The following is a 23917-nucleotide window of genomic DNA, read 5'->3' as shown; positions in this document are numbered from 1 at the left end:
TGAGAGGTGCAGAGGACCGGCATGGCCCGGGGTGACGCGGAGTTCGTCGAGTTCGCGCGGGCGTCCTCCGCGCGGCTGACGCACGCCGCGTTCCTCATGACCGGCAACCACCACCACGCCGAGGACGCCGCCCAGACCGCGCTGGTGCGCACGTACGCGTCCTGGTCCCGGATCCGCAACGGCGACCCGTACGGCTACGCCCGGTCGGTGCTGGTGAACCACCTCGTCGACACCTGGCGGCGGCCGATCCGCGAGTACCCGAGCGACGACCTGCCGGAACGGCGCGGCGGCGACATGGCCGAGGAGGTGGCGACCCGGCGGTGGCTGGTCACCGCGCTCGGCACGCTCACCGCCCGTGAACGCGCCGTCGTCGTCCTGCGCCACTACTTCGACCTGCCGGAGGCCCAGGTGGCCCGCGAACTCGACGTGTCCGTCGGCACCGTCAAGAGCACCTCGTCGCGGGCGCTGGAGAAGCTGCGTACCGCCGGTCTGTCCGCGCCGCGACCGCAGGAGACGTGCCGGTGACCGAGATGGACGAGCTGCGCCGGGTGATGCGGGCGACCGAGCGGGCCGACGGCCTGGACATCGCGGACATCATGCGCCGGGGACGCCGGCTGCGCCGCCGCCGGCGAATCGGCGCGGGGGTCGCGGCGGCGGTGGCGACGGTCGCGGTGGCCGTCGGGGTCGGCGCCGTGGCGACGCGGCCCGGCCCGCCGGACCTCCCGGCCGGGGAGCCGGTCGCCACCGCGTCCGCCGACACTCCCCCGCCCACGCCGACCGCCGCGCCGGCCCCGACCGAGGCGCCACCGCGACCGCTCGGGACGGTCGTGGACAGCGGCATCCGGTACGGCGCCGACGAGCGCGTGTTCTTCATGGTCCCGGTCGACGTGCCGCAACTGCCGCGCGTGACGATCGGCCTGGTCGCCGGCCGCCGCGCGCCGGACGGCCGCCTGACGTCGGACTTCCTGGTGAACGACGTGTCCGGCAGCGACCGCCGGCCGGGGTTCCACGAGATCGGGTACGACCAGCAGCGGGTGCCCGCCGACGCGTCGATCCCCACGTTCGGCTACTTCGTCGGCCCGGCGGCCCGCATCGTCGGGACCGTCGACGGCCGGCAGGTCGAGGCGAGGCTGGTCCGCTGGAGCGAGGACCCGGAGGTGGTGATCTTCTGGTTCGACCCGACGACCCTCACCCCGGGAACCCCCCTGGACGGCATCACCGCCCACACCGCCCAGGGCCGCCGCCTGTAGCCCGGCCCCTCTCCCCTTCTCCCGTCTCTCCCCCGGATGATCAAGGAGTTTGCGGCCCGAAACCGCCCCGGCGAGGACCCAAACTCCTTGATCATCGGCGTCAGGAGGCCGAGCCACGTGGATCTTGGTACGGAGCCGCCCTCATGAGGGCGCGCTCGTACCAAGATCTACGGCCGCTCAGGGTGTGGGGAGGCCTGACGCGTCGGAGAGGGGCGGGTGGGGCGGGGGGCCGGTCGGCGGCGGTGATCATGCGCTTTCTGCCCGGTCAGACGGGGCATTTCCGACATCGGCAAGGCCGCAAGTGCAAGATCGCGGGGAGCGGGCGGGGGCGGGAGGGCGGGAGGGCGGGGGCGGGGCGGGGGGTGGGGCGGGTGGGTGTGAGGATCGGGGTATGCGTGCTGTGGTGTTCGAGCAGTTCGGGGTACGGCCGGAGGTCCGGGAGGTGGACGACCCGGCGCCGGCGCCGGACGGGGTGGTCGTCCGGGTCGGCGCGACCGGCCTGTGCCGCAGCGACTGGCACGGCTGGCAGGGCCACGACCCGGACATCCGCCTGCCGCACGTGCCGGGGCACGAGTTCGCCGGTGTCGTCGTGGCCGCAGGCGCGGACGTACGCGGCTGGCGGCCCGGCGACCGGGTGACAGCGCCGTTCGTCTGCGCGTGCGGGCGGTGCCCGTCCTGCCTGGCCGGCGACCAGCAGGTCTGCGAGCGGCAGACCCAGCCGGGCTTCACGGGTGGGGCTCGTTCGCCGACCTGGTCGCGGTACGGCACGCCGACGTCAACCTGGTCCGGCTGCCGGACGAGCTGGACGAGGCGGCCGCTGCCGCGCTCGGCTGCCGGTTCGCCACCGCGTTCCGGGCCGTCGTCGCGCAGGGCCGGGTCGCGGCGGGCGAGTGGGTGGCCGTGCACGGCTGCGGCGGCGTCGGCCTGTCCGCAGTCATGGTGGCGGCGGCGAGCGGGGCGCGGGTGGTGGCGGTGGACGTGTCGTCCGGCGCGCTGGAGCTGGCCCGCCGCAGCGGCGCCGCGGTCTGCGTGGACGCGAGCGCGCTCGGCGGTCCCGCCGAGGTGGCCGCCGCGATCCGGGAGGCCACCGGCGGGGGCGCCCACCTGTCGCTGGACGCGCTCGGCAGTCACGCCACCTGCGTGGCGTCGATCGAGGGCCTGCGCCGGCGCGGCCGGCACGTGCAGGTCGGGCTGCTGCCCGCCGCGCAGGGCCGGCCCGCGCTGCCGATGGACCTGGTGATCGCGTACGAGCTGGAGCTGCGCGGCAGCCACGGCATGCCGGCGCACGCGTACCCGGAGATGCTGCGGCTGGTCACCGCCGGGGTGCTGCGCCCGGCCGAGCTGGTCACCCGCACCATCGACCTCGACGCCGCGCCTGACGCGCTGGCCACGATGGACCGGCCAGCCACCGCCGGGATGTGCCTGATCCGGCCCTGAGACGGGCACGGGCCGGCCCGGCGCCGGGAGACCCGGCGCGGACCGGCCCGCGAGGCCGTCCGGTCAGTCGGTGACGGTCACCGTGACGGTACGGGGCGGCTGCTGGTACTGCCCCCGGTTGTCCATGCCGCGGATCGTCACCGTGTACGTGCCGGCCGGGATCACCGGCGACGTGTACGCGAAGTTCGACCCCGGCGAGCCCGGGCTGGTGAGGAACGTGCCGATCCACGGCCAGCTGGTCGGCGCGCCCGCCCGGCCGAACGTGCCGGCCGAGTTCATGCCCTGTCCGGCGCTGTTGCCGATCTGCACCTCGACCTTCTGCATCCCGCCGTCGTCCACGGCCCGGCCGGTGATGACGATCCGGCCACCGGTGTACGCCTGACCCTCGACCGGCGTGATGCTCGGCTCCAGCGTCGGGTCGGTGTCACCCGGGTAGACCAGGTAGCGGGCGGTGGCGCCGCTGGTCGAGTTGTCCTGCTGACCGGCGGTGTCCACGGCCCACGCCTCCACGCTGTACGTGCCGCGCGTGGGCAGGTCGATCGAGAGCGTGAACGCGGTGCTGGTCGCGCCGGACGCGGCGAGCGTCGCGTCGACTGTCGCGAACGCGGCGGCCATGGTGCCGTTGGGCTGCACGTACCGGCCGGTGTCCAGGTCGCGCAGCGCGATCCGGACCGCCCGCACGCCCTTGTCGTCGGTCGCCGTGCCGGTCAGGTCCAGGTGCAGCTGGTCGACGTCCTGGTTGGTGCCGGTGAAGCTGAGCAGCCCGTTCGGGAAGGCGTCGCCGGGCACCTGGGCGGTGACTGTGAGCCGGCCCATGTTGGTGCTGGACGTGGTCAGGCCGAGCTTGTCGGTCGCCCGTACCCGGAAGTCGTAGACGCCCGGGGTGAGCGGCACCGTGGTGAACGACCAGTCGAACGTCGCGGCGTCGAGGTTGGTCGGGGAGATCCGGTGGTAGCCGGCGACCGAGTCGGCGCCCCACGTACCGTCGCTGGCGAGCGCCTCGCGGGTGGTGTTGTTGCGCAGGTAGATCTCGACCGACTTCAGGGCGTCGTCGTCGCTCGCCGTACCGGCGAACGTGACCGCGCCACCGGGCGCGACGGTGAACGGCGCCGGGTTGCCCGGCGGCGTCATCGCCACCGGCGAGGTGATCGCCACTGTCGGCGGTACGCCGTTGGCCGAGACGGTCCAGTCGCGGGTGTCGCCACGCAGGTCGCTCTGCCCGGTCGTGTCGACAGCGGTGGCGGTCATCTTCCACTGTCCCTCGACCGGCAGCGTGACCTCGTACTGCCAGGTGGTGGACGTCGCGCCGATCACGTCCGGCTCGCCGCGGAAGGTGTTGTAGACGGCGGCGACGGTGCCGTCGTCCTGGAGGTACCGGTTGTCGGGCGTGCGGAACGAGTAGATGAGCGAGTTGACGCCCTTGTCGTCGGTGGCGGTGCCGGAGGCCACGAACGTCTGCGTGGCGAGCAGTCCGGCCGACGGCGAGCTGATCCGGGTCGACGGCGGCAGGTCGTCGAAGCGGAACGTCTCGATCTTCTTGACCGCCTTGGTGGTGTCGCCGGCCCCCTTGCGGTCGAACGTCTTCGCCTGCAACTGGTAGACGCCGGCCGGCAGCGTCACCGGCAGGCTCCACGTGGTGGAGGTGGCGTTCGGCGCGGCGACAGTCGTGTTGATCGCCTTGAACGCGCCCCAGGTGGTCAGGTCGGCCTGGAGGTACTTGCCGCTGTTGCGGTCCTGGATCTCCAGCTGGACCCGCGCCACGCCGGCCGGGGCGAGCGCCTGGCCGCTGATCGTGAACGACTCGCCGGCCGGCTTCACCGCGCCCTCGATCGGCGTCGTGACGGTGGTGTCCAGCGCCGCGGGCGCGGGCTGCTTGGAGAGGTCGAAGAAGGCGACCCGGCCGGTGGTCTTGCCGCCCTTGACGTTGCCGTCACCGCCGACGAGCAGGCCGCGCGAGGTGGCGAGCATCGCCTTCTCGCCCTCGTACGAGTTGGAGCCGGGGTTCCACTCCAGCGCGGTGCCGGTGAGCGGGTCCAGCGCGCCGAGGTGGTCGCGGCGGACCACCTGGTCGCCGAGGCCGTAGCCGCTGAGCCCCTGGCCGGTGCCGTATCCGACGTTGTCCAGGCCGGGCCACGGCACGTTCGACGTGGGCGACTCCTGCCAGCTGAAGTGGCCGCCGACGTAGACGGCGGTGTCGGTGATCGCGACCGAGTAGATGCTGTCGAAGTGCCGGGAGATCCAGAGCGGCTCGACGTTGTCGTTTCCGGTCAGCGGGTACGCGATGGCGGTGTCGTTGATCGGCGGCCGGTCGCCGCCGGAGCCGCTGGTGACCACGAAGTACGAGTCGTCCGGCGCGATGTCACCGGCGAAGACGCGCTGGATGCCGCCGACGAAGGAGAGGTTGTCCTCCCACAGCCGGGTGCGCCACGGCAGCAGCGCCTTGGTGGCCGTACCGATGAGCGCCACGCCGTAGCGGTCCTGGCCGGCGATCTGGCGGCCGGTGTGCACGACCAGCAGCTTGCTGCGGTCGTGGGTGAGCTTGAGCTGCTGCACGGTGAGCATGCCGCCGACGCCGATGCCGCCGGTGACCGGCAGGTTGAAGCCGGTGTCGACGGCGCCGGTGGTGGGGTTGAGCGCGGCCAGGCCGCTGCGGCTGACGCCGTTGACGGTGGCGAACTGGCCGCCGACGTAGACGGCGTTGGCGCTGACGGCCAGCGCGGTGGCCCGCGCGTTCGCGGTGGCGGTGAACGCGGCGACCGGTGCGCCGGTGGTCGGGTTCAGCCGGGCGATCTTGCGCTTGGTGACGCCGTTGACGGTGTTGAACGCGCCGGCGATGTAGAGCGACTTGCCGTCCGGCGACGCCTCCACCGCGGCGACCGCGCCGTCGATGACCGGCTTGAACCCGGTGTCCACCTTGCCGGTGTCCAGGTTGTACGACGCCAGGGACCGCTGCGTGATCGCGGACCCGCCGACGTTCGCGATCGAGGTGAACGTGCCGGCGATGAAGACGCGGTTGCCGATCACTTCGATGTCGACGATCTCGCCGTTGGTGATCCGCGGCGTGTCGGTGCGGGGGGTGGTCGGCATCAGCCGGGTGTCCCCGGGGGTGACCAGCGCACGGGTCGCCGTGGTGCGCGCGGCGCCGAGTGCGGCGCTGCTTCCCGTCGCCTGTGCGCCGGTGTGGCCGGCCACGCCGGCGTCCCGCACGGTGACGGTGGCGGCGAGCGCCGGCACTCCCGCCACCACGACCGCGCCGGCGACGACGACCGTCACCGCGCGAAGCCAAACTCGCATCGAGACAACTCTCCCTGTCCGCCGGGACGGCCCCCTCGGGTGATTCCCGAGTCCCCTCCGTCCGCGTGCCGGACGCCACCGTAGGAGGCAAAGACTTCTCGCGATACGTGCCGCACCGGTAATCGACCGGTCGCCATCAATTCCGGCCACACCGGCAGGGCGCCTCCACCGATCGGGTCACCGGCTGTCACCGTCCGGCCGTGCGCGCCGTCCGGTCCGCAACGTGCGGCCTTACACAGCGGACCCAGGGGTGGGTCAGTCGCCCCGTACCCGGGGGTGGCGGTGGTCGGTCAGCCGCAGGCCGACGCCGCGTACCGCCGCGATGGTGACACCGGTGCCCAGTTCGTCGAGCTTACGGCGCAACCGCTTGACCAGGGACTGCACGTCGGCCCGGCCGTGCGTCGGCGCGTCGTGCCAGACCGCGTGGTGCAGCTCGGCGTAGCTCCACACCCGTACCGGCTCGACGGTCAGGCAGGTCAGCAGGTCGCGTTCCAGCCGGGTCAGGGCGGTCTCCCGGTTGCCCCACCGGGCGGTCGACCGGGCCGCGTCGATCACCAGCGCGCCGTCCGGCGCGGGCTTGTCCCGGGGTACGGGCGCAGCCGGCGCGACGGCCGGGGCAGGTGCGTGCGCCGAGGCCGGCGCATCCGTGATCAACTCGCGCAGCTCGTCCAGATCGGCGACCATCAGAAGGGGCGCGACGCCGTCCAGCAGCTCGGTCAGCCGCAGCCGTTCGGCCGGGGACGACGTCACCCCGATGACGAGCGAGAAGGGGCGCTCCGACGGGTCGGTGCCGGAGTTCGCCGCGTTCGTGCCGTCAGTCGTCACCGCGCCCCACCGTGACAAAAACTGTCAACAGGCCGCCCGATCCGGGAGCCTGTTGGTGACATGTTGCTCACGTACGGTCATTGATCGTTCCTTACTGTCGATCATAGTGTCCACTCAGGCGTCCGGCGCAGACCCGCACGGCGCCTAGGGGGCCTGGGGGGTTCTTTTCACACCGGTGTAGCAGTCGGGAGAGCACGTCTCCTGGCCCTTCTGCCATGGCTCGATCATCAGCGGGTCATCGGAGGAGGAGGCAGCACCGATGCTGAGACGTCCACACAGATGGGGCCCGGCCCGGCGGCTGGTGAGCGCGGGCGCCGCCCTGGTGCTCGCCGCCACCGCGCTGGCCGCGACCGGCACTGCGGCACAGGCCGAGACGGGCGCGGGCGCGGCGGCCGGCGACAAGATCCGTCCCGAGCTCACCCGCCAGCTCCAGGGCAAGAGCGAGGGCGACTTCTGGATCCACTTCGGCGCCAAGGCGGACCTGAGCAAGGCCGCCTCGATCAAGGACTGGAACGAGCGCGGCGCCGCCGTCGCGGCGGCGCTGAAGAAGACAGCCGCCGACAGCCAGTCGAAGATCCGCGCCGAGCTGGACCGCTCGGGCACGAAGTACCAGACCTTCTGGGCGACGAACGCCATCAAGGTCACCGACGGCTCGCTGACCATGGCGCAGAACTTCGCCGCCCACTCCGAGGTGGACGGCCTGTACGCGCCGGTGGAGTACAAGCTGCCGGAGACCACCCCCGGCACCGACGAGAAGTCGGCGAACGCCCTGGAGTGGGGCATCGCCAACATCAACGCCGACGACGTCTGGTCCCAGTACGGCGTCAAGGGCGCCGGGATCACGGTGGCGAGCATCGACAGCGGCGTCCAGTTCAACCACCCGGCGCTGGTGAACGCCTACCGGGGCAACAACGGTGACGGCACCTTCGACCACGACTACAACTGGTTCGACGCCGCAGGCGAGTGCGCCACCGCGCCGTGCGACTCCGACGGCCACGGCACACACACCATGGGCACCATGGCCGGCGCCGACGGGGCCAACCAGATCGGTGTCGCCCCCGAGGTCAAGTGGATCGCCGCGAACGGGTGCTGCCCGTCCGACGCCGCGCTGATCTCCTCCGGCCAGTGGATGCTGGAGCCCACCGACCTCAACGGGCAGAACCCGGACGCCAGCAAGCGGCCGAACATCATCAACAACTCGTGGGGCACCACGGCGCCGTCGAACGAGCCGTTCATGGAGGACGTCACGAACGCGTGGACCGCCTCCGGCATCTTCGGCGTCTGGTCCAACGGCAACAACGGCCCGTCCTGCCAGACCAGCGGCTCACCGGGCAGCCTGGCGAGCAACTACTCGGCCGGCGCGTACGACGTCAACAACAACATCGCCAGCTTCTCGTCCCGGGGTACCGGGCAGAACGGCGAGATCAAGCCGAACATCTCGGCGCCTGGTGTGAACGTGCGCTCCAGCGTGCCGACCAACTCGTACGCCAGCATCAGCGGCACCTCGATGGCGGCGCCGCACCTGGCCGGCGCGATCGCGCTGCTCTGGTCGGCGGCGCCCACGCTGGTCGGCGACATCACGGCGACCCGCGCGCTGCTCAACGACACGGCGATCGACAAGGGCGACTCGCAGTGCGGCGGCACCACCGACGACAACAACGTCTACGGTGAGGGCCGCCTGGACGCGCTCGCGCTGCTCGCCGCCGCCCCCATCGGCGACAACGGCACGCTGGCCGGCAAGGTCACCGACGCCGCCACCGGGGCCGGGATCGCCGGCGCGACTGTCACCCTGTCCGGGGCGGCCGATCGCACGCTGACCACCGGCGCGGACGGGACGTACTCCTCGCTCCTGCCGGCCGGCGACTACCAGGTGGTCGTCTCGGCGTTCGGGTACGCGACCCGCACCCTGCCGGCGACGATCACCGCGAACACGACGACCACGCTCGACGTGGCGCTCACCGCGGTAGCGAGCGTCACGGTCAGCGGGCAGGTCACCGACGGGTCCGGGCACGGCTGGCCGCTGTACGCGAAGGTGAGCGTCGAGGGCACGCCGATCTCCGACTACACGACGCCGACGACCGGCCGCTACAGCCTGTCGCTGCCGTCCGGGGCGACGTACCGGCTCAAGGTCGAGCCCCAGTACGCCGGCTACCTGACCACCACCAAGGAGGTCACCGTCGGCACGGGCAACGTGACCGCCAACATCGCGGTGCAGGCGAACCCGGAGGCGTGCACCACCGCCCCCGGCTACACCGTCAGCTCCGACGGCGAGTACGAGACGTTCGACGGCACCGGTGTCCCGGACGGCTGGACCGTGGTGGACAACGCCGGCACCGGCCAGGTCTGGGAGTTCACCGACGCCGGTGAGCGCGGCAACCTGACCGGCGGCAGCGGCAACTTCGCCATCATCGACAGCGACAACTACGGCAGCGGCGGGCGGCAGGACACGTCGCTGGTCAGCCCGGTGGTCGACCTGACCGGTGTGACCGCGCCGGTGATCCGGTTCAACCAGGACTACAACTGGCTCAACAGCGACCGCGCGGACGTGGACCTGAGCCTGGACGGCGGCACCACGTGGAGCAACGTGCTCCGGCAGGCGGCCGACGTCCGCGGCCCGCGGGTGACCGAGGTGCCGATCCCGCAGGCGGCCGGCCAGTCGCAGGTGCAGGTGCGCTTCCACTACTACGAGGCGAGCTGGGAATGGTGGTGGCAGGTCGACAACGTCCTCATCGGCAGCAAGCTCGTCTGCAAGCCGGTCAAGGGCGGCCTGGTGCTCGGCCACGTCCGCGACAAGAACGACAACAGCTACGTCAACGGCGCCACGGTGACCAGCAAGGACCGCCCGGCGGAGAAGGCCACCACAGTCGCCACGCCTGATGACACCGAGCTGCCCGACGGCTTCTACTGGATGTTCTCGTCGCTGACCGGGACGCACCCGTTCACCGCCGGTGCCGGCAACTACGTGAGCCAGACCAAGCAGGTGGCGGTCGAGGAGGACTGGGCCACAGCGGCCAACTTCCAGCTCGCCGCCGGCCGGCTGTCGGTGAAGCCGACCTCGATCACCGGCACGGTCCGGATGCCCAGCGGGAAGGTCAGCAAGACGTTCACCGTCACGAACACCGGCGGGGCCCCGGTCACCGCCGAGTTCAGTGAGCGCGACGGCGGGTTCGTGCTGCAACGGGCCGACGGCTCCCGGCTGTCCGAGCAGGCGCTGCTCGGCTCCACCGGCGCACCGGCGCAGCGGCTGACCGCCGCCACGTCGTTCGCGGCCCGCTCGTCGGGCAAGTCGTCGAACGCGATCGCCGCCGCCGCACCGCAGGCCGACCCCTGGACCACCATCCCGGGCTACCCGGCGAACGTGATGGACAACCGGGTCGTCAACGTCGACGGCACCGTCTACTCCATCGCCGGTGGCGACGGCACCGCGTCGAGCGCCAAGAACTACCGGTACGACCCGATCACCCAGGCGTGGACCGGCATCGCCGACCTGCCCGGCGCACGTAACGCCATGACGGTCGGCGTGCTCGACGGCAAGATCATCGCCACCGGTGGCTGGGGTGCCGCCGGACCGGACGCCGCCACCTTCTCGTACGACCCGGCGGCGAACACCTGGACCCGCAAGGCCGACAACCCGGCGCCGCGCGCGGCGGCCGGCCAGGCGGTCGCGGGCGGCAAGCTGTACGCGATCGGCGGCTGCACCACAGCGAGCTGCACGCCGATGGCCAACTCGGTGGTCCGGTACGACCCGGGCGCCGACGCCTGGGAGACGCTGCCGGCGTACCCGAAGTCGGTGGCGTTCCTGTCCTGCGGCGGGATCGACGGCACCGTCTACTGCACCGGTGGCAACGACGGCACCACGTCGCAGAAGGTCGGTTACGCCTTCGACCCGGCCGCGGGCGCCTGGACCGCCATCCCGGACGCGCCGGCCGACAGCTGGGCCTCCTCGTACGCGGTGGCGAACGGCAAGCTGCTGGTCGTCGGCGGGTCGCAGGGCGGCGCCATCACCAACGCCGGCTTCGCGTTCGACCCGGCGACCAACTCGTGGGCCAACCTGCCCAACGCCAACGCCCCCCGCTACCGGGGTGGCGCGGCCTGCGGGTTCTACAAGATCGGCGGTTCGTCGGGCGGCTTCACGGCCACCAAGGACAGCGAGGTCCTGCCCGGCTTCGGCGAGTGCGCCGAGGGCGCGGCCGACGTGAGCTGGCTGACCGTCGACAAGTCGAAGGTCACGCTGGCACCGGGTGAGAAGGTCACCGTCACGGTCGGCATGGCCGCGAACGTCGACCAGCCCGGCACGTACTCGGCCTCCGTGGTGATCAAGGAGAACACCCCGTACACGGTGGAGCCGGTGGCGGTGACGATGATCGCGCAGCCGCCGACCACCTGGGGCAAGCTGTCCGGCACGGTCTCCGGCAAGAGCTGCCAGGGCGCCACCGCGCCGCTGGCGGGCGTGACCGTGCAGGTCGACTCCTGGGCGAACTCGTACACCTTCACCACCGACGCCCAGGGCCGGTACGCCTACTGGATGGACCGGCGCAACAACCCGCTGACGCTGATCGTCGCGAAGGACGGCTGGAAGCCCCAGACGCGCCAGACGAGGATCAACAGCAGCACGCCCACGGTTGAGGACTTCACCCTCTCCCCCACCCGCTGCTGACCCCAGCGGCTGACGAGGACGGCCCGCCCGGCACACCCGCCGGGCGGGCCGCCCCCTTTCCCCGGCGATCTTGCACTCGCGGCCCCGGCAAGGCAGACAAAAGCCCCACCCGAGGGGCCGTAACTGCAAGATCGACGGCGAAACCGGGCGGGGTCAAGGGTTACGGGGTGAGGCGGAAGCCTACGCCTCGGACGGCGTGGATCATGGCGGGGGCGTCCAGGCGGCCCAGCTTGCGGCGGAGGCGGCGTACCACGGAGTGCATGTCCGACCCCCGCCCGAGGTGGTCGTTGCCCCAGACGGCGCGGTGCAGCCGTGCGTACGTCCACACCTGGCCGGGTGTACCGGTGAGGCAGACGAGCAGGTCGTGCTCCAGTGGCGTCAACCCGATCTCCCGCTCCCGCCAGCGCAGCACCCGCCGGTCGGAGTCGACGGCCAGTTCCCGCCTGGGTGGCTCGGCCGGCGCCTCGTCACTCGCGGGCGGGTGCGGCGCCGGGGCGAGCGCGGGCCGGCGTACCAGGTCGAGGAAGCGGCGGGCCTGATGGGCGCTGGACACGATCAGGAACGACTCGGTGCCGCCGAGCAGTTGGGCGAGCTGCCGGCGCTCGGCCGACGAGGACGCGATGCCGATGACCAAGGACGGGAGCCCTGTCATCCGTTCCCACCTTTCCGGCAGGCCGAACCACAACGCCGGGCGGTCGCCAGGCACGACGATGCGGAGGCACCTGGCTTGCGGAGTTCGACCCGAGGGGTGCGGGAGCTGCGGTTTCGTGAGGCTTCGGGGTGAACTACCGGGATCATATAGCCGAGCACCGATGATTGGTATAGCAGTTAACGTCGATGTAACTGCCAGCAACAAGGTGTTCGAGGCAAGTTGCGCCGGCGCACGCGTACCGATGAGAGCCGGGGCGTACGGCGGTCCAATGCGTGTGATCACCCACATGCTCTGCCTGGCCGACGGGACGCCGACCCGCGCGGACATCGCGGCCCGCTGCGCCGAACTGGCCGAGGCGCTGCGTGGCCGCGACCGGGGCGTGGTGGTGTGCGACGTGTCCGCGGTGACCGCGCCCGACCTGGTCACGGTCGAGGTGCTGGCGCGGATCCGCCTGACCGCGCGGCGGTTCGGCTGGCGGCTGGAGGTACGCGGCGCGGGCGACGACCTACGCGAGCTCGCCGGCCTGCTCGGGCTGGCCGGTGCCCTCCTCGAGCCGGTCCGGCAGCCCGAACAGCGGGAACAGGCGCTCGACGTCGAGGAAGTTGTTGAGCGACGTGATCCGGCCGCCGGAGACGCCGATCACGATCAGCGCCCAGGGCACGTGGCCTGAGCCGTCGGGGTCGCGCCGGTAGTGCCCGAACGCCGGCATCCCGTTGGCGGCGGTCGGCACCAGGCGGGAGCCGCGGCAGCCGCTGCCGGTGCCGGCCATCCACGCCGCGATGTGCTCGGGACCGCGCAGCCACAGCGGCAGCGGCGGCATCGACAGCGTCGCGTCCTCGTGCAGCAGCGCGGTGAGCGCCGCCAGGTCGTACGCCTCGAAGGCCCGCACGTAACGGGCGAGCAGCGCCTGCTGCTCGCTGTCGAGCGGCCGGCGCACCTCGGCCTCGGTGTCGGCCGAGGCGAGCGTGGCGCGCGCCCGTTGCAGCGCGCTGTTGACGCTCGCCACCGACGTGTCGAGCAGGTCGGCGACCTCCTGGGCCGACCAGGCCAGCACCTCGCGCAGGATCAGCACGGCCCGCTGCTTCGGCGGCAGGTGCTGCAACGCCGCGACGAACGCCAGCCGGACCGACTCCCGGCCGGCCACCACCTCGGCCGGATCGGCGACCTCGGGCAGCACCCGGTCGTCGGGCGCCGGGCCGAGCCAGATCTGCTCCGGGCGCGGCTCGCCGGGGTGGGTGGCGGTGCCGACGCCGGCCGGACCGAGGTCCATCGGCCGGATCCGGCGCTGCGCGCTGGTGGACATGGTGAGGCAGACGTTCGTCGCGATCCGGTAGAGCCAGGTCCGCAGCGCGGACCGCCCCTCGAACTTGTCGAAATTACGCCAGGCCCGGACGAACGTGTCCTGCACCGCGTCCTCGGCCTCGAAGGCCGAACCCAGCATCCGGTAGCAGTAGCCGGTCAGCTCCGACCGGTACGCCTCGAGTTGCGCCTCGACGGGGACGCTCGCCACCTCGCTCACCCCGCCGAAACTAGCCCACATGCTGCGTCAATGCGAGCACGTTCGAGCCCGCACCGATGAGTCGGTGCCGCCCGGCCGGTCTGACAGCCGTCAGGTCACCACGTCCGAGGAGCACCGATGACCACAGCGCAGCGCGACGAGACCCACGCCCCGGGGCGGTACGCCGACGTCAACGGCGTCCACCTCTACCACGAGACGCACGGCGAGGGCCGGCCGATGATCCTGCTGCACGGCGGCCTCTGCTCGGGCGAGATGTTCGCCCCGATCCTGCCCGCGCTCGCCGCGAGGCACCGGGTGATCCTGGTGGACCTCCAGGGGCACGGCCGCACCGCCGACGTGGACCGGCCGCTCGACATGGCGCTGATGGCCGACGACGTGGCCGCGCTGATCGACCACCTCGGGCTGGACCGGCCGGACGTGGTCGGCTTCTCCCTCGGCGGCGGTGTCGCCCTGCACACCGGTTTCCGGCACCCGGAGAAGGTCGGCCGCCTGGTCGCCGCGTCCGCGCACATCCGCCGCGACGCCGTCTACCCGGAGCTGCTGGCGCAGCAGGGCCAGGTCGGCGCCGCGGCGGCCGAGTACATGAAGGACACCCCGATGTACGAGCTGTACCAGCGGGTCGCGCCCCGTCCGGAGGACTTCCCCCGGCTGCTCGTCAAGATCGGTGAGGCGATGCGGAAGGACTTCGACCTCACCGAGCAGGTACGTGCCCTGCGGGTGCCGACGCTCGTGGTGGCCGCCGACGCCGACATGGCCCCGCCGAGTCACTTCGTCGAGGTGTTCGGGCTGCTCGACGGCGGCCGGCGCGACGGCGGCTGGACGGGCGAGGGCCGCCCGGCGGGCGGGCACGCGCTGGCGATCCTGCCCGGCCTGACCCACTACGACATCGACCAGTCGCCGCTGTTCGCCGCGGTCACCCTGGACTTCCTCGACCGGGGCCGCTGACCCGCGCGCGTGTGCCGCGTCCCGTGCCGGGGTACCGCTTGCACAGGAGCACCGGTGAGGAGGACGAGATGACCGACCCCAGGTACGCACCGATCGGGCTGGCCGCCGCCGGACGGCTGGTCCCCGACGACGGACAGACCGACGGCGGTGAGGTCGTCGGCGCCGACGACGCGGCTGCCGACGCCGCCCGGGCCGGCGCCGACGTGGACCTGTCCCGGGCCGACCGGGACAGCGACGGCACCCCGGTGGGCGCCGCCGACGCCGAGGCCGACCGCCGCCGCGCGGCCGGCGAGTGACGCTCTCCGCCCCGCCACCCGTGCGACGGTGGCGGGGCGGAGCCGTCCTCAGCCGTCGACCGGCAGCTCCACGTCGGGCAGGTGTCCGAGCGCCCGGATCGCGGTGACCGCCGCGTACCCGTCGGCCAGCCAGGCGATGTCGGTGCCGGGGACCGCGCGGACCGCGTTCGCCTCCACAGCCGTACGCACGAACCCCTCACCGCGCTCGGCGACGGACACCTGCACCTGACCGAACGGGGCGAGTGTCGCCTGGCGCAGCCCGGCCACCTGATCGGCCGGCCGGTCCGGCACGTTGAGGTTGAGCACGGTGCCCGGATCCGCCCCGGCCAGCCACGGCAGCAGCGTCGCGGCCAGGTCGGCGGCTGTCGACCAGTGGCGGGACTCGTCGTCCACGCTGTCCAGCACCGCGATCGCCGCGCCACCGCTGCCGGCGCTCGCCGCCGCCGGGGTGAGCACGTCGAGCGACACGGCGAGCGCGCGGATGCCGTTGTTGCCGGCGGTCAGCGCCGCGCCGACGGTGCCGGAGTGCAGGACCGCGTGGCCCGCGTTGGCGCCCCGGTTGATTCCGGACAGCAGCAGGTCCGGCACCGGCCCGAACACACCCAGGCCGGCCAGCACCGCGATGTACGCCGGGGAGGCCGCCACCGCGTACGCGGGCACACCGGGCAGCCCGTCCAGCTCGGTCTCGCGGAACACCAGCCGCCCGTCGTCGGTCACCGCCGACAGCGCCGCGCTCATCCCGCTCGCCTCGGCCTCCGGCGCCGCGACCACCACGTCCATCCCGCGTTCGTACGCCGACCGGGCCAGCGCGCGGATGCCGGGGGCGTGCACACCGTCGTCGTTGGTCACCAGCACCCGGGGCGGCCGGTCAGCCGTCATCGTCGCCGCCGTCCAGCGGGGTCAGCCGCACCCGGCCGGCCAGTTCGCGTACCGCCTCGGCCCGGCCCGTGCCCAGCCCGTGCCGGGTCACGTTCAGCGCGCCCGCGGCGGCGCCGATGTGCAGCGCCTCCCGCATGTCCCCGCCCCGGGCCAGCACCGCGGCGACCCCGGCGGTCATCGAGTCACCGGCGCCCCGGTGGTCGGCCAGCTCCAGCGGCGGGGCGTGCACCAGCAGCGGCTCGCCGTCCTCCGTCAGCGCCAGCGCGGGCTCCCCCGCGCGGCTGATCAGCACCGTCCGCGCGCCCCGCTCCTGGCACCGGCGGCCGGCGTCGCGCAGCGCCTCGACGCTGTCGTCCTTGGCCAGGCCGTCGTCGAGCAGCTCCTCGTGGCTGACCTTCAGCACGCTCACGCCGCCGTCGAGCACCGCCTCCAGGTACGGCCCGGACAGGTCGGCCACCACCTTGCCGCCGTTGGCGCCCAGGTCGGCGGCGAGCCGGCGGTAGATGTCCGGGTCCACCACCTGCGGGTCGGCCGGCCCGCTGAGCACGCTGACCGGCGCGCGCAGCCCTTCGGTGAGCGTCACCGTGTACAGCTCGTCGATGTCGTGCCGCACCATCGGCGCCCCCGGGTGCTCGGCGATCTCGGTCCGCTCGCCGTCGCGCCGGTCGTGCACGTACCAGCCGGTGCCGGACTCCCGCCGCACCGTCCGGACCGTGACGTCCTCGTCGTCGAGCAGCTTGCGGACCGCGTCGCCCACCTCGCCGCCGAGACCCACGCACATGGTCACCGGTACGCCGAGCGCCGCGATCATCCGGGTCTGCCACACCCCCTGCCCGCCGGGGTGCAGGTGCAGCTCGGGTACGTCGCCCTGCTGCTCGATCGTCACCGTCAACAGCGGGGCCGGGGCGAACACCATCACCTTCTGCTCCATCCGCCAGTGTTGCCCGCTGAGCGGCCCCGGTAATCCCCCAGGTCAGCGCGTACGCGCGGCGGTGCGCCGACGCCGCAGGTACGGCAGCGCGAACAGGTAGAGGCCGCTGATCAGGAGCAGGGCGAGCGGGAGCAGCGGCACGTAGGAGACCCACACGATCGGGTCCTTCTGGGCCAGCGCCACGAAGGTGATCACGACGGTCACGGTGAAGACGACGGAGAACCAGCGGTGCAGCTGACGGATGCGCGTGTCCATGGACGGTGACCTCTCGCCGGTGGCCTCCCCGGCGGGGAGGCCCGTGCCGGAAACGCTAGGTCCGGGCGCCCGCCCGAGGCTTCTCGATTCCTGACCGGTCCGCGGGACGGGTTGCCGGGCAGCCCTACCCTGCCGACAACAGCAGCCGATGCCACGGGGGCAGGCATGCAGATCATCGAACACAGCGTCCTCGGCACCCGTTCCGCCGTGCTCCGTCTACGCCGTCCCGGCAGCCGGTTGGAGTTCCTGGTGTTCCCGATGCTCCACGTGGCGAGCCCGGCGTTCTACGCGGCGGTCACGAAGCGGCTCCGGGAATGCGACCTGCTCGTCGTCGAGGGCGTCAGCGGCCGGTCCGCGGTCGGCTCGGCGTTGACACTCACCTACCGGGCCATGCCGGCCAACCGGCGCTCCGGCCTGGTGACAGACCCCATCCCGTACGCGTCTCTCGGCGTCGAGGTGCTCAACCCGGACGTGTCGGCGGCGGAGTTCGCCCAGGGCTGGCGGGCGATGCCGCTGCGGTACCGCCTCCAGATGTGGCTGGTGATCCCGTTCGTGATGGTGATGCAGTTCTTCGGCGGCACCCGGCGGCTGCTCTCGCCCGAGATCGAGATGAGCGACCTGCCGTCGGCCACCGACGAGCGGTACGCCGACCACGAGTTCACCGAGCACGCCGAGCGCGCGTTCGGCGGCGAACGCGACGAGCGGCTGCTCGCCGCGTTGTCCGAGCTGGTCCGTGCCCGGTCGGCGGAACGCATCGACGTGGCTGTCGTGTACGGCGCCGGGCACGTGCCTGCGATCGTGCGCGGGCTCTTCGAGCTGCACGGATACCGTCCCCGCGCCGCCGAATGGCTGACCGTCCTGAAGCGGTGAACAGAGCGCTCAGGCGGCGTCGGAGCGCCGGATGAACCCGGCAACGGCGAGCGCGCTGATCGTGGTCGCCACGGCCGCGGCGAGCACCAGAAGGGTGGTCTCCACCTGCACCGTACGCATGTATTCGCCGCCCTCGGCGGTGGCCGACGCGTAGCGCACGGCCGCCAGCGGGTTGAGCAGCACCGCGGCGATACCGGCGGTCCACGCCCTCGCCGGAAGCCGCTCGTCGTCGGGGCGGACGGTCCGCCGGACGGCCCACCGGCCGAGAGCCGCGAACGTGACGAGCAGCGTGACCGGCAGCAGCCAGAGCACGGCGGGCAGCAGGTCACGCAGGGGCACCACGGCGTCGAGCAGCTCCACCAGGAAACCGGAGCCGTCGTGGGTCACCAGGCCGATCCGGTGGCTGTAGGCCGCGAGCGCGACAAGCGTGCAGCCGATGTGGACGGCGATCAGGGCGACGAGGGCGAACAGTGGGGCGCGGCGGGCGGACACCGGGCCGAGGTTACCGCCCGCCGAGCCCCGACGGTGGACCGTCGCGCGCCGGGGCGGTCAGACGCCCAGGGCCAGGTCGGCCACCTCGGCGGCGCAGCCCCAGGACAGCGTCACCCCGGCGCCGCCGTGCCCGTACGCGTGCACCAGCCGCACGTCCGCCGGGTCCACCTCCACCCGGGGGCCGCCGTGCCGGGCCGGCCGCAGCCCGATCCGCTCCCCCAGCACCGGCGCGTCCGCGAGCTGCGGCACCAGCGCCACGCACCGGCGCCGGATCGCCGCCGCCTCCTCCGGGTCAGGGCGGGTGTGTCCCACCCCGGCCTCGTAGGTGCCGCCGAGCACCACGTCGTGGCGGCGCGGATGCACGTACGTGACGCCCGCCGGGTCGTCCTCGTCGCGTACCGAGACGGTCAGGCCCGGGTTCGCCACCAGCAGGACGTGCCCGCGCGCCGGGTACACGGCCGGGTCGGCGGCGAGCCGGCCGGCGGCCAGGCCGGTCGCGTTCACCACGACCGGGGCGACCTCGTACGCCTCGGCGAGCGTGCCCAGCGCGCGGCCGACGATCCGGCCGCCGCCCGCCTCCAGGCGCTGCCGGAGCCAGGCGAGGTACGGGGTCATCTCCACCGACGGGGCGGTGAACCGCAGCAGCGCGGTGTACGGCGGCTCCGCCGGCTCGGCCGTCAGGTCGCCGCAGGCGTCGGCCCACCAGGGCGGCCCGGCGTAGCGGTGGCGCAACCACATCCGGGTGGGCCGGTCGACCACTCCCGGCACCCCGTCGGCCGCCTGGCGGCGCAGCTCGGCGTGGGTGTCCCGGGCCCAGCGCAGCACCCGGGGATCCTCCTCGGTGTGGCTCGGGTACCAGACCGCGGCGGCCACCGTCGACACCGTGTCGGCCGGGTCGTGGGCGGTCAGGACGGTGACGTGTGCGCCCCGCCGCTGGAGCGTGAGCGCCGTCGTCATCCCGATCACCCCGCCGCCGACCACCACCACGTCCGCCTTCGTCATGACGCCCATGATGGCGCAGGCCCCGGACGCACGACCGGAGCGGGCGGGCCGCCCAGGGAGGCGACCCGCCCGGTGGGCGTCAGCCCTTCTGGCCGACCCGGTCCACGACGGCGACGGACAGCACCGCGGACGTGCCCGCCTCCCCGCCCACGCCGAGGAACGCGTACGTCCGCGGGTCGAACACCAGCACCATCAGAGCTGGACTGCGCCCCGGGGAGGGCCAGCGGACGCCCACACCGGAGCGGCCCGCGCCGTCGGTGGCCTTCTCCACCACCTCCAGGCCCGGTGTCGCGGCGGCGGCCTCGAAGAGCGCGGCCCGCGAGCGCGGCCTCAGGTACGAGTCGCCGAGCAGGGACAGCACGTCCTTGGCGGCGGCGTTGACGTCACCGGGCTCGCCGCTGCGGTGCTTGTCCAGGTAGGCGCGCATCGCTGTGGCGTCGGTGGGCACGGCCGGGTCGTAGGCCGGGCTCGGCACGCACGGTTCGGTGCCCGGCAGGAGCTGCCCGCCCTTGTACATCTTCGCGCGGCCGTCCCGGCAGCCGGGGAGCACGAACTCCTGGCGGCCGCCCGCCGGGTGCTCGACGACCAGGCCGTCCCTCGTCCCGTCCACCGACGCCCAGCTCTCCCGCAGCTGCGGACCGTCCTGCATCCGGGTGTAGACGAACTGGTCGGGCCGGGGCTCGACGTCCGGCAGCCGCAACGCCGCCGCCGCCGCGTCGCGCAGCACCTGCCGGGCGTCGGCCCGGGCGGCGGGCGCGCTGCCGCCGATCCGGTCCGGCGCCAGCACCAGCACCGCGGCCAGCGACGCCGCCACCGACGCCGTCGCGACGCCGGTGAGGACCAGCCGCCAGGCCGGCCGTCGTGCCCGCCGAACCGGCGCGGCCTCCGTCGTGGTCATCGCGCCGACCAGCCGGGTACGCGCGGCGCCGAGCCGTTCGTCCGCCGGCAGCTCGGTCTCGTCGCCGAGCCGCTGGAGCAGTCTCATCTCATCCATTACTCAGTACCTCCTCGATGGTGTCGGCCGGTTCGCCGCCGAGCCGTTCCCGCAGCAGCCGGCGCGCCCGGTTCAGCCGCGACCGCACGGTGCCGACCGGGATCGCCAGCGCGGCGGCGACCTCCTCGTACGTCAGGTCCTCCCAGGCGACGAGCAGCAGCACGTCGCGGTCGCCGTCGGCGAGCCCGGCCAGCGCGTCCAGCAGGTGCCGGCGCAGCGACCGCGCGGTCACCTCGGCGGCTACCCGGTCGGCGGGGGACGCCTCGGACGTCGCCGGGTGGTACACCTGCCGCAGCCGGTACTCCCGTTCCTCGGTGCGCCGCTGCTGGGCGACGAGGTTGGTGGCGATCCCGTACAGCCAGGGGCGGGCGTTCGGGCAGCCGGTGTCGAACCGGTCCCGGCGCCGGAACGCGGCGAGGAACGTCTCCGCGACCAGGTCGTCGGCTGCCGCGGAGCCGAGGCGGCGCGCCAGGTAGCGGTGGATTTGCGGCGCGTGCCGGTCGAAGATCGCGGCGAAGGTCTCCGGTTCCCGTACGGACCGGGCGACGACCTCGGCGTCGGTGAGCGCGCCGACGTCGGCATCCGTCGCCCGTCTCAGTCTTCTCATGCGCGGCCTCTCGGCGAGTGGGGACGTGTCACCTGTTGTCCGCTGCTCGCGTCCGGACGGTTCACGCCCGTGACGGTAGGCCGGTCGGACGGTCCGTCGTGGACCGCGCGGTCGTACGGGGCGGAATCGCTTTGTCCCTCTCGGTTACGCTCGTGGCGTTTGGCCTTGGGGAGGGCTCATGAGTGCGGATCCTTCGATGAGCGGCGACTTCACCCGCATGCTCGACGCGACGATGGCGGCACTTCGGACGGTGGGTCCGCCGCCGGAGGGTGAGGCGGAGACGCCCGCGGTGGGCGAGGCCGCCGACGGGCAGGTACGCGCCGAGATGGGCCGCGACGGCCGGCTCCACTCGCTGCACGTCGAGCCGCGGCTGATGCGGCTCGGCTCCGACGAGCTGACCGCCCACATCGTCACCGCCGTCAACGCGGCGATCGACGGGCTGCGCGCCGGCCCGGCCCCGCAGGTCGCGGACATGTCGCAGTTGCGGGAGCAGTTGCAGGAGGTACGGGACACGGCCGTACCCCGGCTCGGGTCGTTCCTCGACGCGCTCACCGAGGCGCAGGAACGGCTGGCGCGCGGCGGGCAGCGATGAGCGGCGGCGGCTTCGAGGTGCACCCGCCGCTGATCCGGGCCGCCGGGCGCGGCGTCACCGACGTGGCCAAGCGGTTCACCGGCGAGCTGGAGGCGTTCGAGGCGCGGATGCAGGGCTACGGCGAGCCGTGGGGCGCCGACGACATCGGGTCGCTGATCGGCATCGCGTACACCGAGGTGGCGAACTACATCTTCGACTGCCTCGGCATGGCCGCCGACGAGTTCACCTCGGCGGGCGCCGACATCGCGGGGATGGCCGACTCGTACGAGCGGGTCGACGAGGACGGCGCGGGCACCATGCGCTCGCTGGCCGGCGGGCTGGGGTGAACCGTGGGACTGCAACTACCCGGTGAGCTGGTCACCGCGCTCGGCTGGATCGGCTACACCTGGCCGGCCGCCGACGAGGAGAAGCTCTTCGAGATGGGCCAGGCGTGGCTGGAGTTCGGCGGCCGGATCGGGGCGGCGGCCGGCGAGGCGGACGCGGCCGCCGCGCAGGTGTGGACGCAGAACGTCGGCCCGGCGATCGCGGCGTTCCAGAAGTGGTGGGGCGGCGAGCAGAACGGGCCGCTCGTGCTGCACGACAGCATGCCCGCGGCGATGCTGCTGGGCGCCGGGCTGATCATCTGCGCGGCGATCGTGCTGGCGCTGAAGATCGCGGTGATCGTGCAGCTCGCCATCCTCGCGTTCCAGGTCGCCCAGGCGATCGCCACCGCCGTGGTCACGTTCGGCGCTTCGCTGGCCGAGATCCCGATCTTCCAGATCATCACCCGGGAGATCGTCGGCGCGCTCATCGACCAGGTCATCGGGAGACTGCTCGATGCCTAGCCCGAGGCGCGGCCGGGGCGCCGCCGCGAAACCGGCCGCCGGCAAGATCGTCCGCAAGGCGGTCGAGAAGCTGGAGAAGCCGATCGTCCGGGTCACCGGACCGAACCGGAGCCTGCCCACCAAGGTGGTCCGGGTGGAGCGCCGCGACTTCCACGCCACCGCCCAGTTCCGGCGCAAGATGGCCGCGCTGAAGAAGCTCAGCGACGAGGGCAAGCTCTACAAGGCCACCAACCCGGTGCAGCGCGACAAGAGCATCACCGACGGCTACAAGGACCGGATCCGGCAGAAGATCTGGGACAAGTACTGGCCGCACGACAAGGACCTCGCCAACCGGCTCAGTCAACGGCTCAGCGACTACCATCCCGACCACGTATGGGAACTGCAGCTCGGCGGGCCGGACACCGTCGACAACCTCAAGCTGCTGCATGGTAGAACCAACACGGACATCGGCTCCCAGATCTGGGGGCAGATCCAGAATCTGCCGGACGGAACCCCGATCCGAATAGAGGTAGTGGATTGACTTCCGATCTCGCGCAGCTTCTCGACGAACTCCGCGCCGACCTGGCCGCGGACGAGCCGGCGAGTCTCGCGTACGCGCAGATCGGCGCGCCCGCCGACGACGGTGACGTGCCGGCGGAGCTGCCGGCCGGCCTGCGTGATCTGCTGCTCGCCGCCGACGGCCTGCGGGCCGGGGCGTTCGAGCTGGCCTCGGCCGGCCGGCTCGCCGGGGTGCAGTACTTCCTCGACTACGCGCCCGACTTCTCCCCCATCCCGCAGGACAAGACCGGCTGGCTGGTCGTCGGCACGCGCAGCGACGAGCCGATCTTCGTGGAGCGGGCGACCGGCGCGGTGTGGTACTTCCCGCCGACCGGCACCGAGTGGTTCATGGGCGACGCGTTCGAGGAGCTGGCGCCCGACCTCGACTCGTTCGTGCACTACTACGTGCTCGGCCCCGGCTACGCCGAGCTGGTCACCGACGACGACGCGTGGTACGCGTTCCTCGACCGGCAGGGCCTGCTCGACGACGCGGACGAGGTCGACGAGGACGAGGCGCAGCCGTGACCGTGACCCGGGAGCAGCTCACCGCGCTGTGGGGTGAGCGGGGCGTCATCTACTTCCCCGACCAGCGTTTCGACGCGGTCCTCGGGCCGCTCGGGCCGGAGGTGTTCCCGCCCGACGGTGCGCTGCCGGTCGAGGTGCCGATCCTGTTCACGGTCGACGTCTCGGTCCCCGAAGTCGAGCTGTTCTCCACGCTGTCGATCGAGCTGGGCGACCAGGGCCCCCGCCCGTACGTCGTGCTCGGCGCCTCACCGGAGGACCCGGCGCTGCTGTTCTGCCTGGACGCGGGCACCGGCGCGGTGATCCTGCTCGACCTGGAGACGCCGAACCTGGAGACGGTGAACAGCACGTTCGCCGCGTTCGTGGAATTCCTCTACCGGCTCGGGCAGCTCATCGCCACCGACCCGGGCGGGCGGGAACGGGCCGCACGGGCGGCGGCGATCCGCGACGACCTGCGCCCGGTCGACCCGGTGGCGTTCGCGGAGCCGGAGTCGTGGTGGAACATGGCCTTCGACGAGCTGGAGTCGACCGCCTGAC

Annotated in this window: 24 protein-coding genes and 2 pseudogenes; 15 read left to right on the top strand and 11 right to left on the bottom strand. The window is 73.0% G+C overall.

Annotated elements, in window-relative coordinates; all coding sequences use genetic code 11:
* The first annotated feature begins 21 nt into the window (after positions 1-21).
* From ML5_RS10725 to ML5_RS10715, 4 genes and pseudogenes are all read left to right on the top strand, one after another.
* Positions 22-525 (top strand): SigE family RNA polymerase sigma factor, encoded by a 504-nt coding sequence (locus ML5_RS10725; RefSeq protein ID WP_013285212.1) that lies wholly within the window; start codon positions 22-24, stop codon positions 523-525.
* A 5-nt stretch (positions 526-530) separates the two neighbouring features.
* The gene (locus tag ML5_RS10720; protein ID WP_221489132.1) at positions 531-1250 is read left to right on the top strand and encodes a hypothetical protein; all 720 of its coding nucleotides are present in this window, start codon (positions 531-533) and stop codon (positions 1248-1250) included.
* 391 nt (positions 1251-1641) lie between these two features.
* Positions 1642-1920 (top strand): annotated as a pseudogene (locus tag ML5_RS32765) (alcohol dehydrogenase catalytic domain-containing protein); the annotation flags it as partial.
* A 5-nt stretch (positions 1921-1925) separates the two neighbouring features.
* Entirely contained in the window at positions 1926-2687 is a 762-nt protein-coding gene (locus tag ML5_RS10715) for a zinc-binding dehydrogenase (RefSeq protein ID WP_236619435.1), read from the top strand.
* 63 nt (positions 2688-2750) lie between these two features.
* On the opposite strand, the gene ML5_RS10710 is transcribed toward ML5_RS10715, so the two are convergent.
* The gene (locus ML5_RS10710; protein ID WP_013285209.1) at positions 2751-5981 is read right to left on the bottom strand and encodes an Ig-like domain-containing protein; all 3231 of its coding nucleotides are present in this window, start codon (positions 5979-5981) and stop codon (positions 2751-2753) included.
* A gap of 255 nt (positions 5982-6236) precedes the next feature.
* On the bottom strand, positions 6237-6806 hold the full coding sequence (locus ML5_RS10705; RefSeq protein WP_013285208.1) for a winged helix-turn-helix domain-containing protein: 570 nt from the start codon (positions 6804-6806) through the stop codon (positions 6237-6239).
* A gap of 259 nt (positions 6807-7065) precedes the next feature.
* Between ML5_RS10705 and ML5_RS10700 the strand changes: the two genes are divergently transcribed.
* On the top strand, positions 7066-11463 hold the full coding sequence (locus ML5_RS10700; protein WP_013474692.1) for a S8 family serine peptidase: 4398 nt from the start codon (positions 7066-7068) through the stop codon (positions 11461-11463).
* 160 nt (positions 11464-11623) lie between these two features.
* Here the strand turns inward: ML5_RS10700 and ML5_RS10695 are convergent, their stop codons facing one another.
* On the bottom strand, positions 11624-12115 hold the full coding sequence (locus ML5_RS10695) for a winged helix-turn-helix domain-containing protein (protein WP_013474691.1): 492 nt from the start codon (positions 12113-12115) through the stop codon (positions 11624-11626).
* On the opposite strand from ML5_RS10695, the pseudogene ML5_RS33235 reads away from it, so the two are divergent.
* Positions 12084-12590 (top strand): annotated as a pseudogene (locus ML5_RS33235) (hypothetical protein); the annotation flags it as partial. The gene ML5_RS10695 and the pseudogene ML5_RS33235 overlap by 32 nt on opposite strands.
* Before the next feature lie 30 nt (positions 12591-12620).
* Here ML5_RS33235 and ML5_RS10690 read toward each other — a convergent pair.
* Positions 12621-13655 (bottom strand): sigma-70 family RNA polymerase sigma factor, encoded by a 1035-nt coding sequence (locus ML5_RS10690; RefSeq protein ID WP_013285205.1) that lies wholly within the window; start codon positions 13653-13655, stop codon positions 12621-12623.
* Positions 13656-13751: 96 nt separating this feature from the next.
* Between ML5_RS10690 and ML5_RS10685 the strand changes: the two genes are divergently transcribed.
* The gene (locus ML5_RS10685) at positions 13752-14579 is read left to right on the top strand and encodes an alpha/beta fold hydrolase (RefSeq protein ID WP_013474690.1); all 828 of its coding nucleotides are present in this window, start codon (positions 13752-13754) and stop codon (positions 14577-14579) included.
* Positions 14580-14647: 68 nt separating this feature from the next.
* Entirely contained in the window at positions 14648-14875 is a 228-nt protein-coding gene (locus tag ML5_RS10680; RefSeq protein WP_013474689.1) for a hypothetical protein, read from the top strand.
* A gap of 48 nt (positions 14876-14923) precedes the next feature.
* On the opposite strand, the gene surE is transcribed toward ML5_RS10680, so the two are convergent.
* The 3 genes from surE to ML5_RS10665 are packed head-to-tail and all read right to left on the bottom strand — an operon-like array spanning position 14924 to position 16940.
* Positions 14924-15754 carry a 5'/3'-nucleotidase SurE gene (surE, locus tag ML5_RS10675; protein ID WP_013285202.1) on the bottom strand — a complete coding sequence of 277 codons (831 nt, stop codon included), beginning with the start codon at positions 15752-15754 and terminating at the stop codon, positions 14924-14926.
* A complete protein-coding gene (locus ML5_RS10670; RefSeq protein WP_236619399.1) occupies positions 15744-16685 on the bottom strand; it encodes a 1-phosphofructokinase family hexose kinase in 942 nt (313 codons plus the stop codon). Before ML5_RS10670 ends, surE begins: the two co-directional genes overlap by 11 nt.
* A gap of 42 nt (positions 16686-16727) precedes the next feature.
* Positions 16728-16940 carry a hypothetical protein gene (locus ML5_RS10665; RefSeq protein ID WP_013474687.1) on the bottom strand — a complete coding sequence of 71 codons (213 nt, stop codon included), beginning with the start codon at positions 16938-16940 and terminating at the stop codon, positions 16728-16730.
* Between the two features lie 165 nt (positions 16941-17105).
* On the opposite strand from ML5_RS10665, the gene ML5_RS10660 reads away from it, so the two are divergent.
* Positions 17106-17810, top strand: coding sequence for a hypothetical protein (locus ML5_RS10660; protein ID WP_013474686.1), 705 nt, complete (start codon positions 17106-17108; stop codon positions 17808-17810).
* 9 nt (positions 17811-17819) lie between these two features.
* Here ML5_RS10660 and ML5_RS10655 read toward each other — a convergent pair whose 3' ends face one another.
* From ML5_RS10655 to ML5_RS10640, 4 genes are all read right to left on the bottom strand, one after another.
* Positions 17820-18302: a hypothetical protein gene (locus ML5_RS10655; RefSeq protein ID WP_013474685.1), complete on the bottom strand. Its 483-nt coding sequence runs from the start codon at positions 18300-18302 to the stop codon at positions 17820-17822.
* Positions 18303-18359: 57 nt separating this feature from the next.
* Positions 18360-19313: an FAD-dependent oxidoreductase gene (locus ML5_RS10650; RefSeq protein ID WP_013474684.1), complete on the bottom strand. Its 954-nt coding sequence runs from the start codon at positions 19311-19313 to the stop codon at positions 18360-18362.
* 70 nt (positions 19314-19383) lie between these two features.
* Positions 19384-20298, bottom strand: a complete 915-nt coding sequence (locus ML5_RS10645) for a CU044_5270 family protein (RefSeq protein WP_013474683.1) — start codon at positions 20296-20298, stop codon at positions 19384-19386.
* A complete protein-coding gene (locus ML5_RS10640) occupies positions 20291-20905 on the bottom strand; it encodes an RNA polymerase sigma factor (protein ID WP_013474682.1) in 615 nt (204 codons plus the stop codon). Before ML5_RS10640 ends, ML5_RS10645 begins: the two co-directional genes overlap by 8 nt.
* A gap of 178 nt (positions 20906-21083) precedes the next feature.
* Between ML5_RS10640 and ML5_RS10635 the strand changes: the two genes are divergently transcribed.
* The 6 genes from ML5_RS10635 to ML5_RS10610 are packed head-to-tail and all read left to right on the top strand — an operon-like array spanning position 21084 to position 23916.
* Positions 21084-21497, top strand: a complete 414-nt coding sequence (locus ML5_RS10635) for a YbaB/EbfC family nucleoid-associated protein (protein WP_013474681.1) — start codon at positions 21084-21086, stop codon at positions 21495-21497.
* Positions 21494-21823 carry a hypothetical protein gene (locus tag ML5_RS10630; RefSeq protein WP_013474680.1) on the top strand — a complete coding sequence of 110 codons (330 nt, stop codon included), beginning with the start codon at positions 21494-21496 and terminating at the stop codon, positions 21821-21823. Before ML5_RS10635 ends, ML5_RS10630 begins: the two co-directional genes overlap by 4 nt.
* A 3-nt stretch (positions 21824-21826) precedes the next feature.
* Entirely contained in the window at positions 21827-22321 is a 495-nt protein-coding gene (locus tag ML5_RS10625; RefSeq protein ID WP_013285192.1) for a hypothetical protein, read from the top strand.
* Entirely contained in the window at positions 22314-22841 is a 528-nt protein-coding gene (locus ML5_RS10620) for a hypothetical protein (RefSeq protein WP_013285191.1), read from the top strand. The genes ML5_RS10625 and ML5_RS10620 overlap by 8 nt, the downstream gene beginning before the upstream one ends.
* Positions 22838-23383 (top strand): SUKH-4 family immunity protein, encoded by a 546-nt coding sequence (locus tag ML5_RS10615; protein ID WP_013474679.1) that lies wholly within the window; start codon positions 22838-22840, stop codon positions 23381-23383. Before ML5_RS10620 ends, ML5_RS10615 begins: the two co-directional genes overlap by 4 nt.
* Positions 23380-23916 carry an SUKH-4 family immunity protein gene (locus tag ML5_RS10610; RefSeq protein WP_013474678.1) on the top strand — a complete coding sequence of 179 codons (537 nt, stop codon included), beginning with the start codon at positions 23380-23382 and terminating at the stop codon, positions 23914-23916. The genes ML5_RS10615 and ML5_RS10610 overlap by 4 nt, the downstream gene beginning before the upstream one ends.
* Position 23917 lies beyond the last annotated feature (1 nt).

Origin of the sequence: Micromonospora sp. L5 (assembly GCF_000177655.2) — a bacterium.
Classification (GTDB): Bacteria; Actinomycetota; Actinomycetes; order Mycobacteriales; family Micromonosporaceae; genus Micromonospora; species Micromonospora aurantiaca.
The sequence above is the reverse complement of the archived record's forward strand: the minus strand, read 5'-3'. Positions and strand labels throughout refer to the sequence as shown.

Bases quoted from the DNA above. Each gene is read 5' to 3' on its own strand.
- ML5_RS10725 (WP_013285212.1), top strand. From the start codon at position 22: ATGGCCCGGGGTGACGCGGAGTTCGTCGAGTTCGCGCGGGCGTCCTCC.
- ML5_RS10720 (WP_221489132.1), top strand. From the start codon at position 531: ATGGACGAGCTGCGCCGGGTGATGCGGGCGACCGAGCGGGCCGACGGC.
- ML5_RS10710 (WP_013285209.1), bottom strand. From the start codon at position 5,981: ATGCGAGTTTGGCTTCGCGCGGTGACGGTCGTCGTCGCCGGCGCGGTC.
- ML5_RS10700 (WP_013474692.1), top strand. From the start codon at position 7,066: ATGCTGAGACGTCCACACAGATGGGGCCCGGCCCGGCGGCTGGTGAGC.
- ML5_RS10695 (WP_013474691.1), bottom strand. From the start codon at position 12,115: ATGACAGGGCTCCCGTCCTTGGTCATCGGCATCGCGTCCTCGTCGGCC.
- ML5_RS10690 (WP_013285205.1), bottom strand. From the start codon at position 13,655: ATGTGGGCTAGTTTCGGCGGGGTGAGCGAGGTGGCGAGCGTCCCCGTC.
- ML5_RS10685 (WP_013474690.1), top strand. From the start codon at position 13,752: ATGACCACAGCGCAGCGCGACGAGACCCACGCCCCGGGGCGGTACGCC.
- ML5_RS10680 (WP_013474689.1), top strand. From the start codon at position 14,648: ATGACCGACCCCAGGTACGCACCGATCGGGCTGGCCGCCGCCGGACGG.
- surE (WP_013285202.1), bottom strand. From the start codon at position 15,754: ATGACGGCTGACCGGCCGCCCCGGGTGCTGGTGACCAACGACGACGGT.
- ML5_RS10670 (WP_236619399.1), bottom strand. From the start codon at position 16,685: ATGGAGCAGAAGGTGATGGTGTTCGCCCCGGCCCCGCTGTTGACGGTG.
- ML5_RS10665 (WP_013474687.1), bottom strand. From the start codon at position 16,940: ATGGACACGCGCATCCGTCAGCTGCACCGCTGGTTCTCCGTCGTCTTC.
- ML5_RS10660 (WP_013474686.1), top strand. From the start codon at position 17,106: ATGCAGATCATCGAACACAGCGTCCTCGGCACCCGTTCCGCCGTGCTC.
- ML5_RS10650 (WP_013474684.1), bottom strand. From the start codon at position 19,313: ATGGGCGTCATGACGAAGGCGGACGTGGTGGTGGTCGGCGGCGGGGTG.
- ML5_RS10645 (WP_013474683.1), bottom strand. From the start codon at position 20,298: ATGGATGAGATGAGACTGCTCCAGCGGCTCGGCGACGAGACCGAGCTG.
- ML5_RS10640 (WP_013474682.1), bottom strand. From the start codon at position 20,905: ATGAGAAGACTGAGACGGGCGACGGATGCCGACGTCGGCGCGCTCACC.
- ML5_RS10635 (WP_013474681.1), top strand. From the start codon at position 21,084: ATGAGTGCGGATCCTTCGATGAGCGGCGACTTCACCCGCATGCTCGAC.
- ML5_RS10630 (WP_013474680.1), top strand. From the start codon at position 21,494: ATGAGCGGCGGCGGCTTCGAGGTGCACCCGCCGCTGATCCGGGCCGCC.
- ML5_RS10620 (WP_013285191.1), top strand. From the start codon at position 22,314: ATGCCTAGCCCGAGGCGCGGCCGGGGCGCCGCCGCGAAACCGGCCGCC.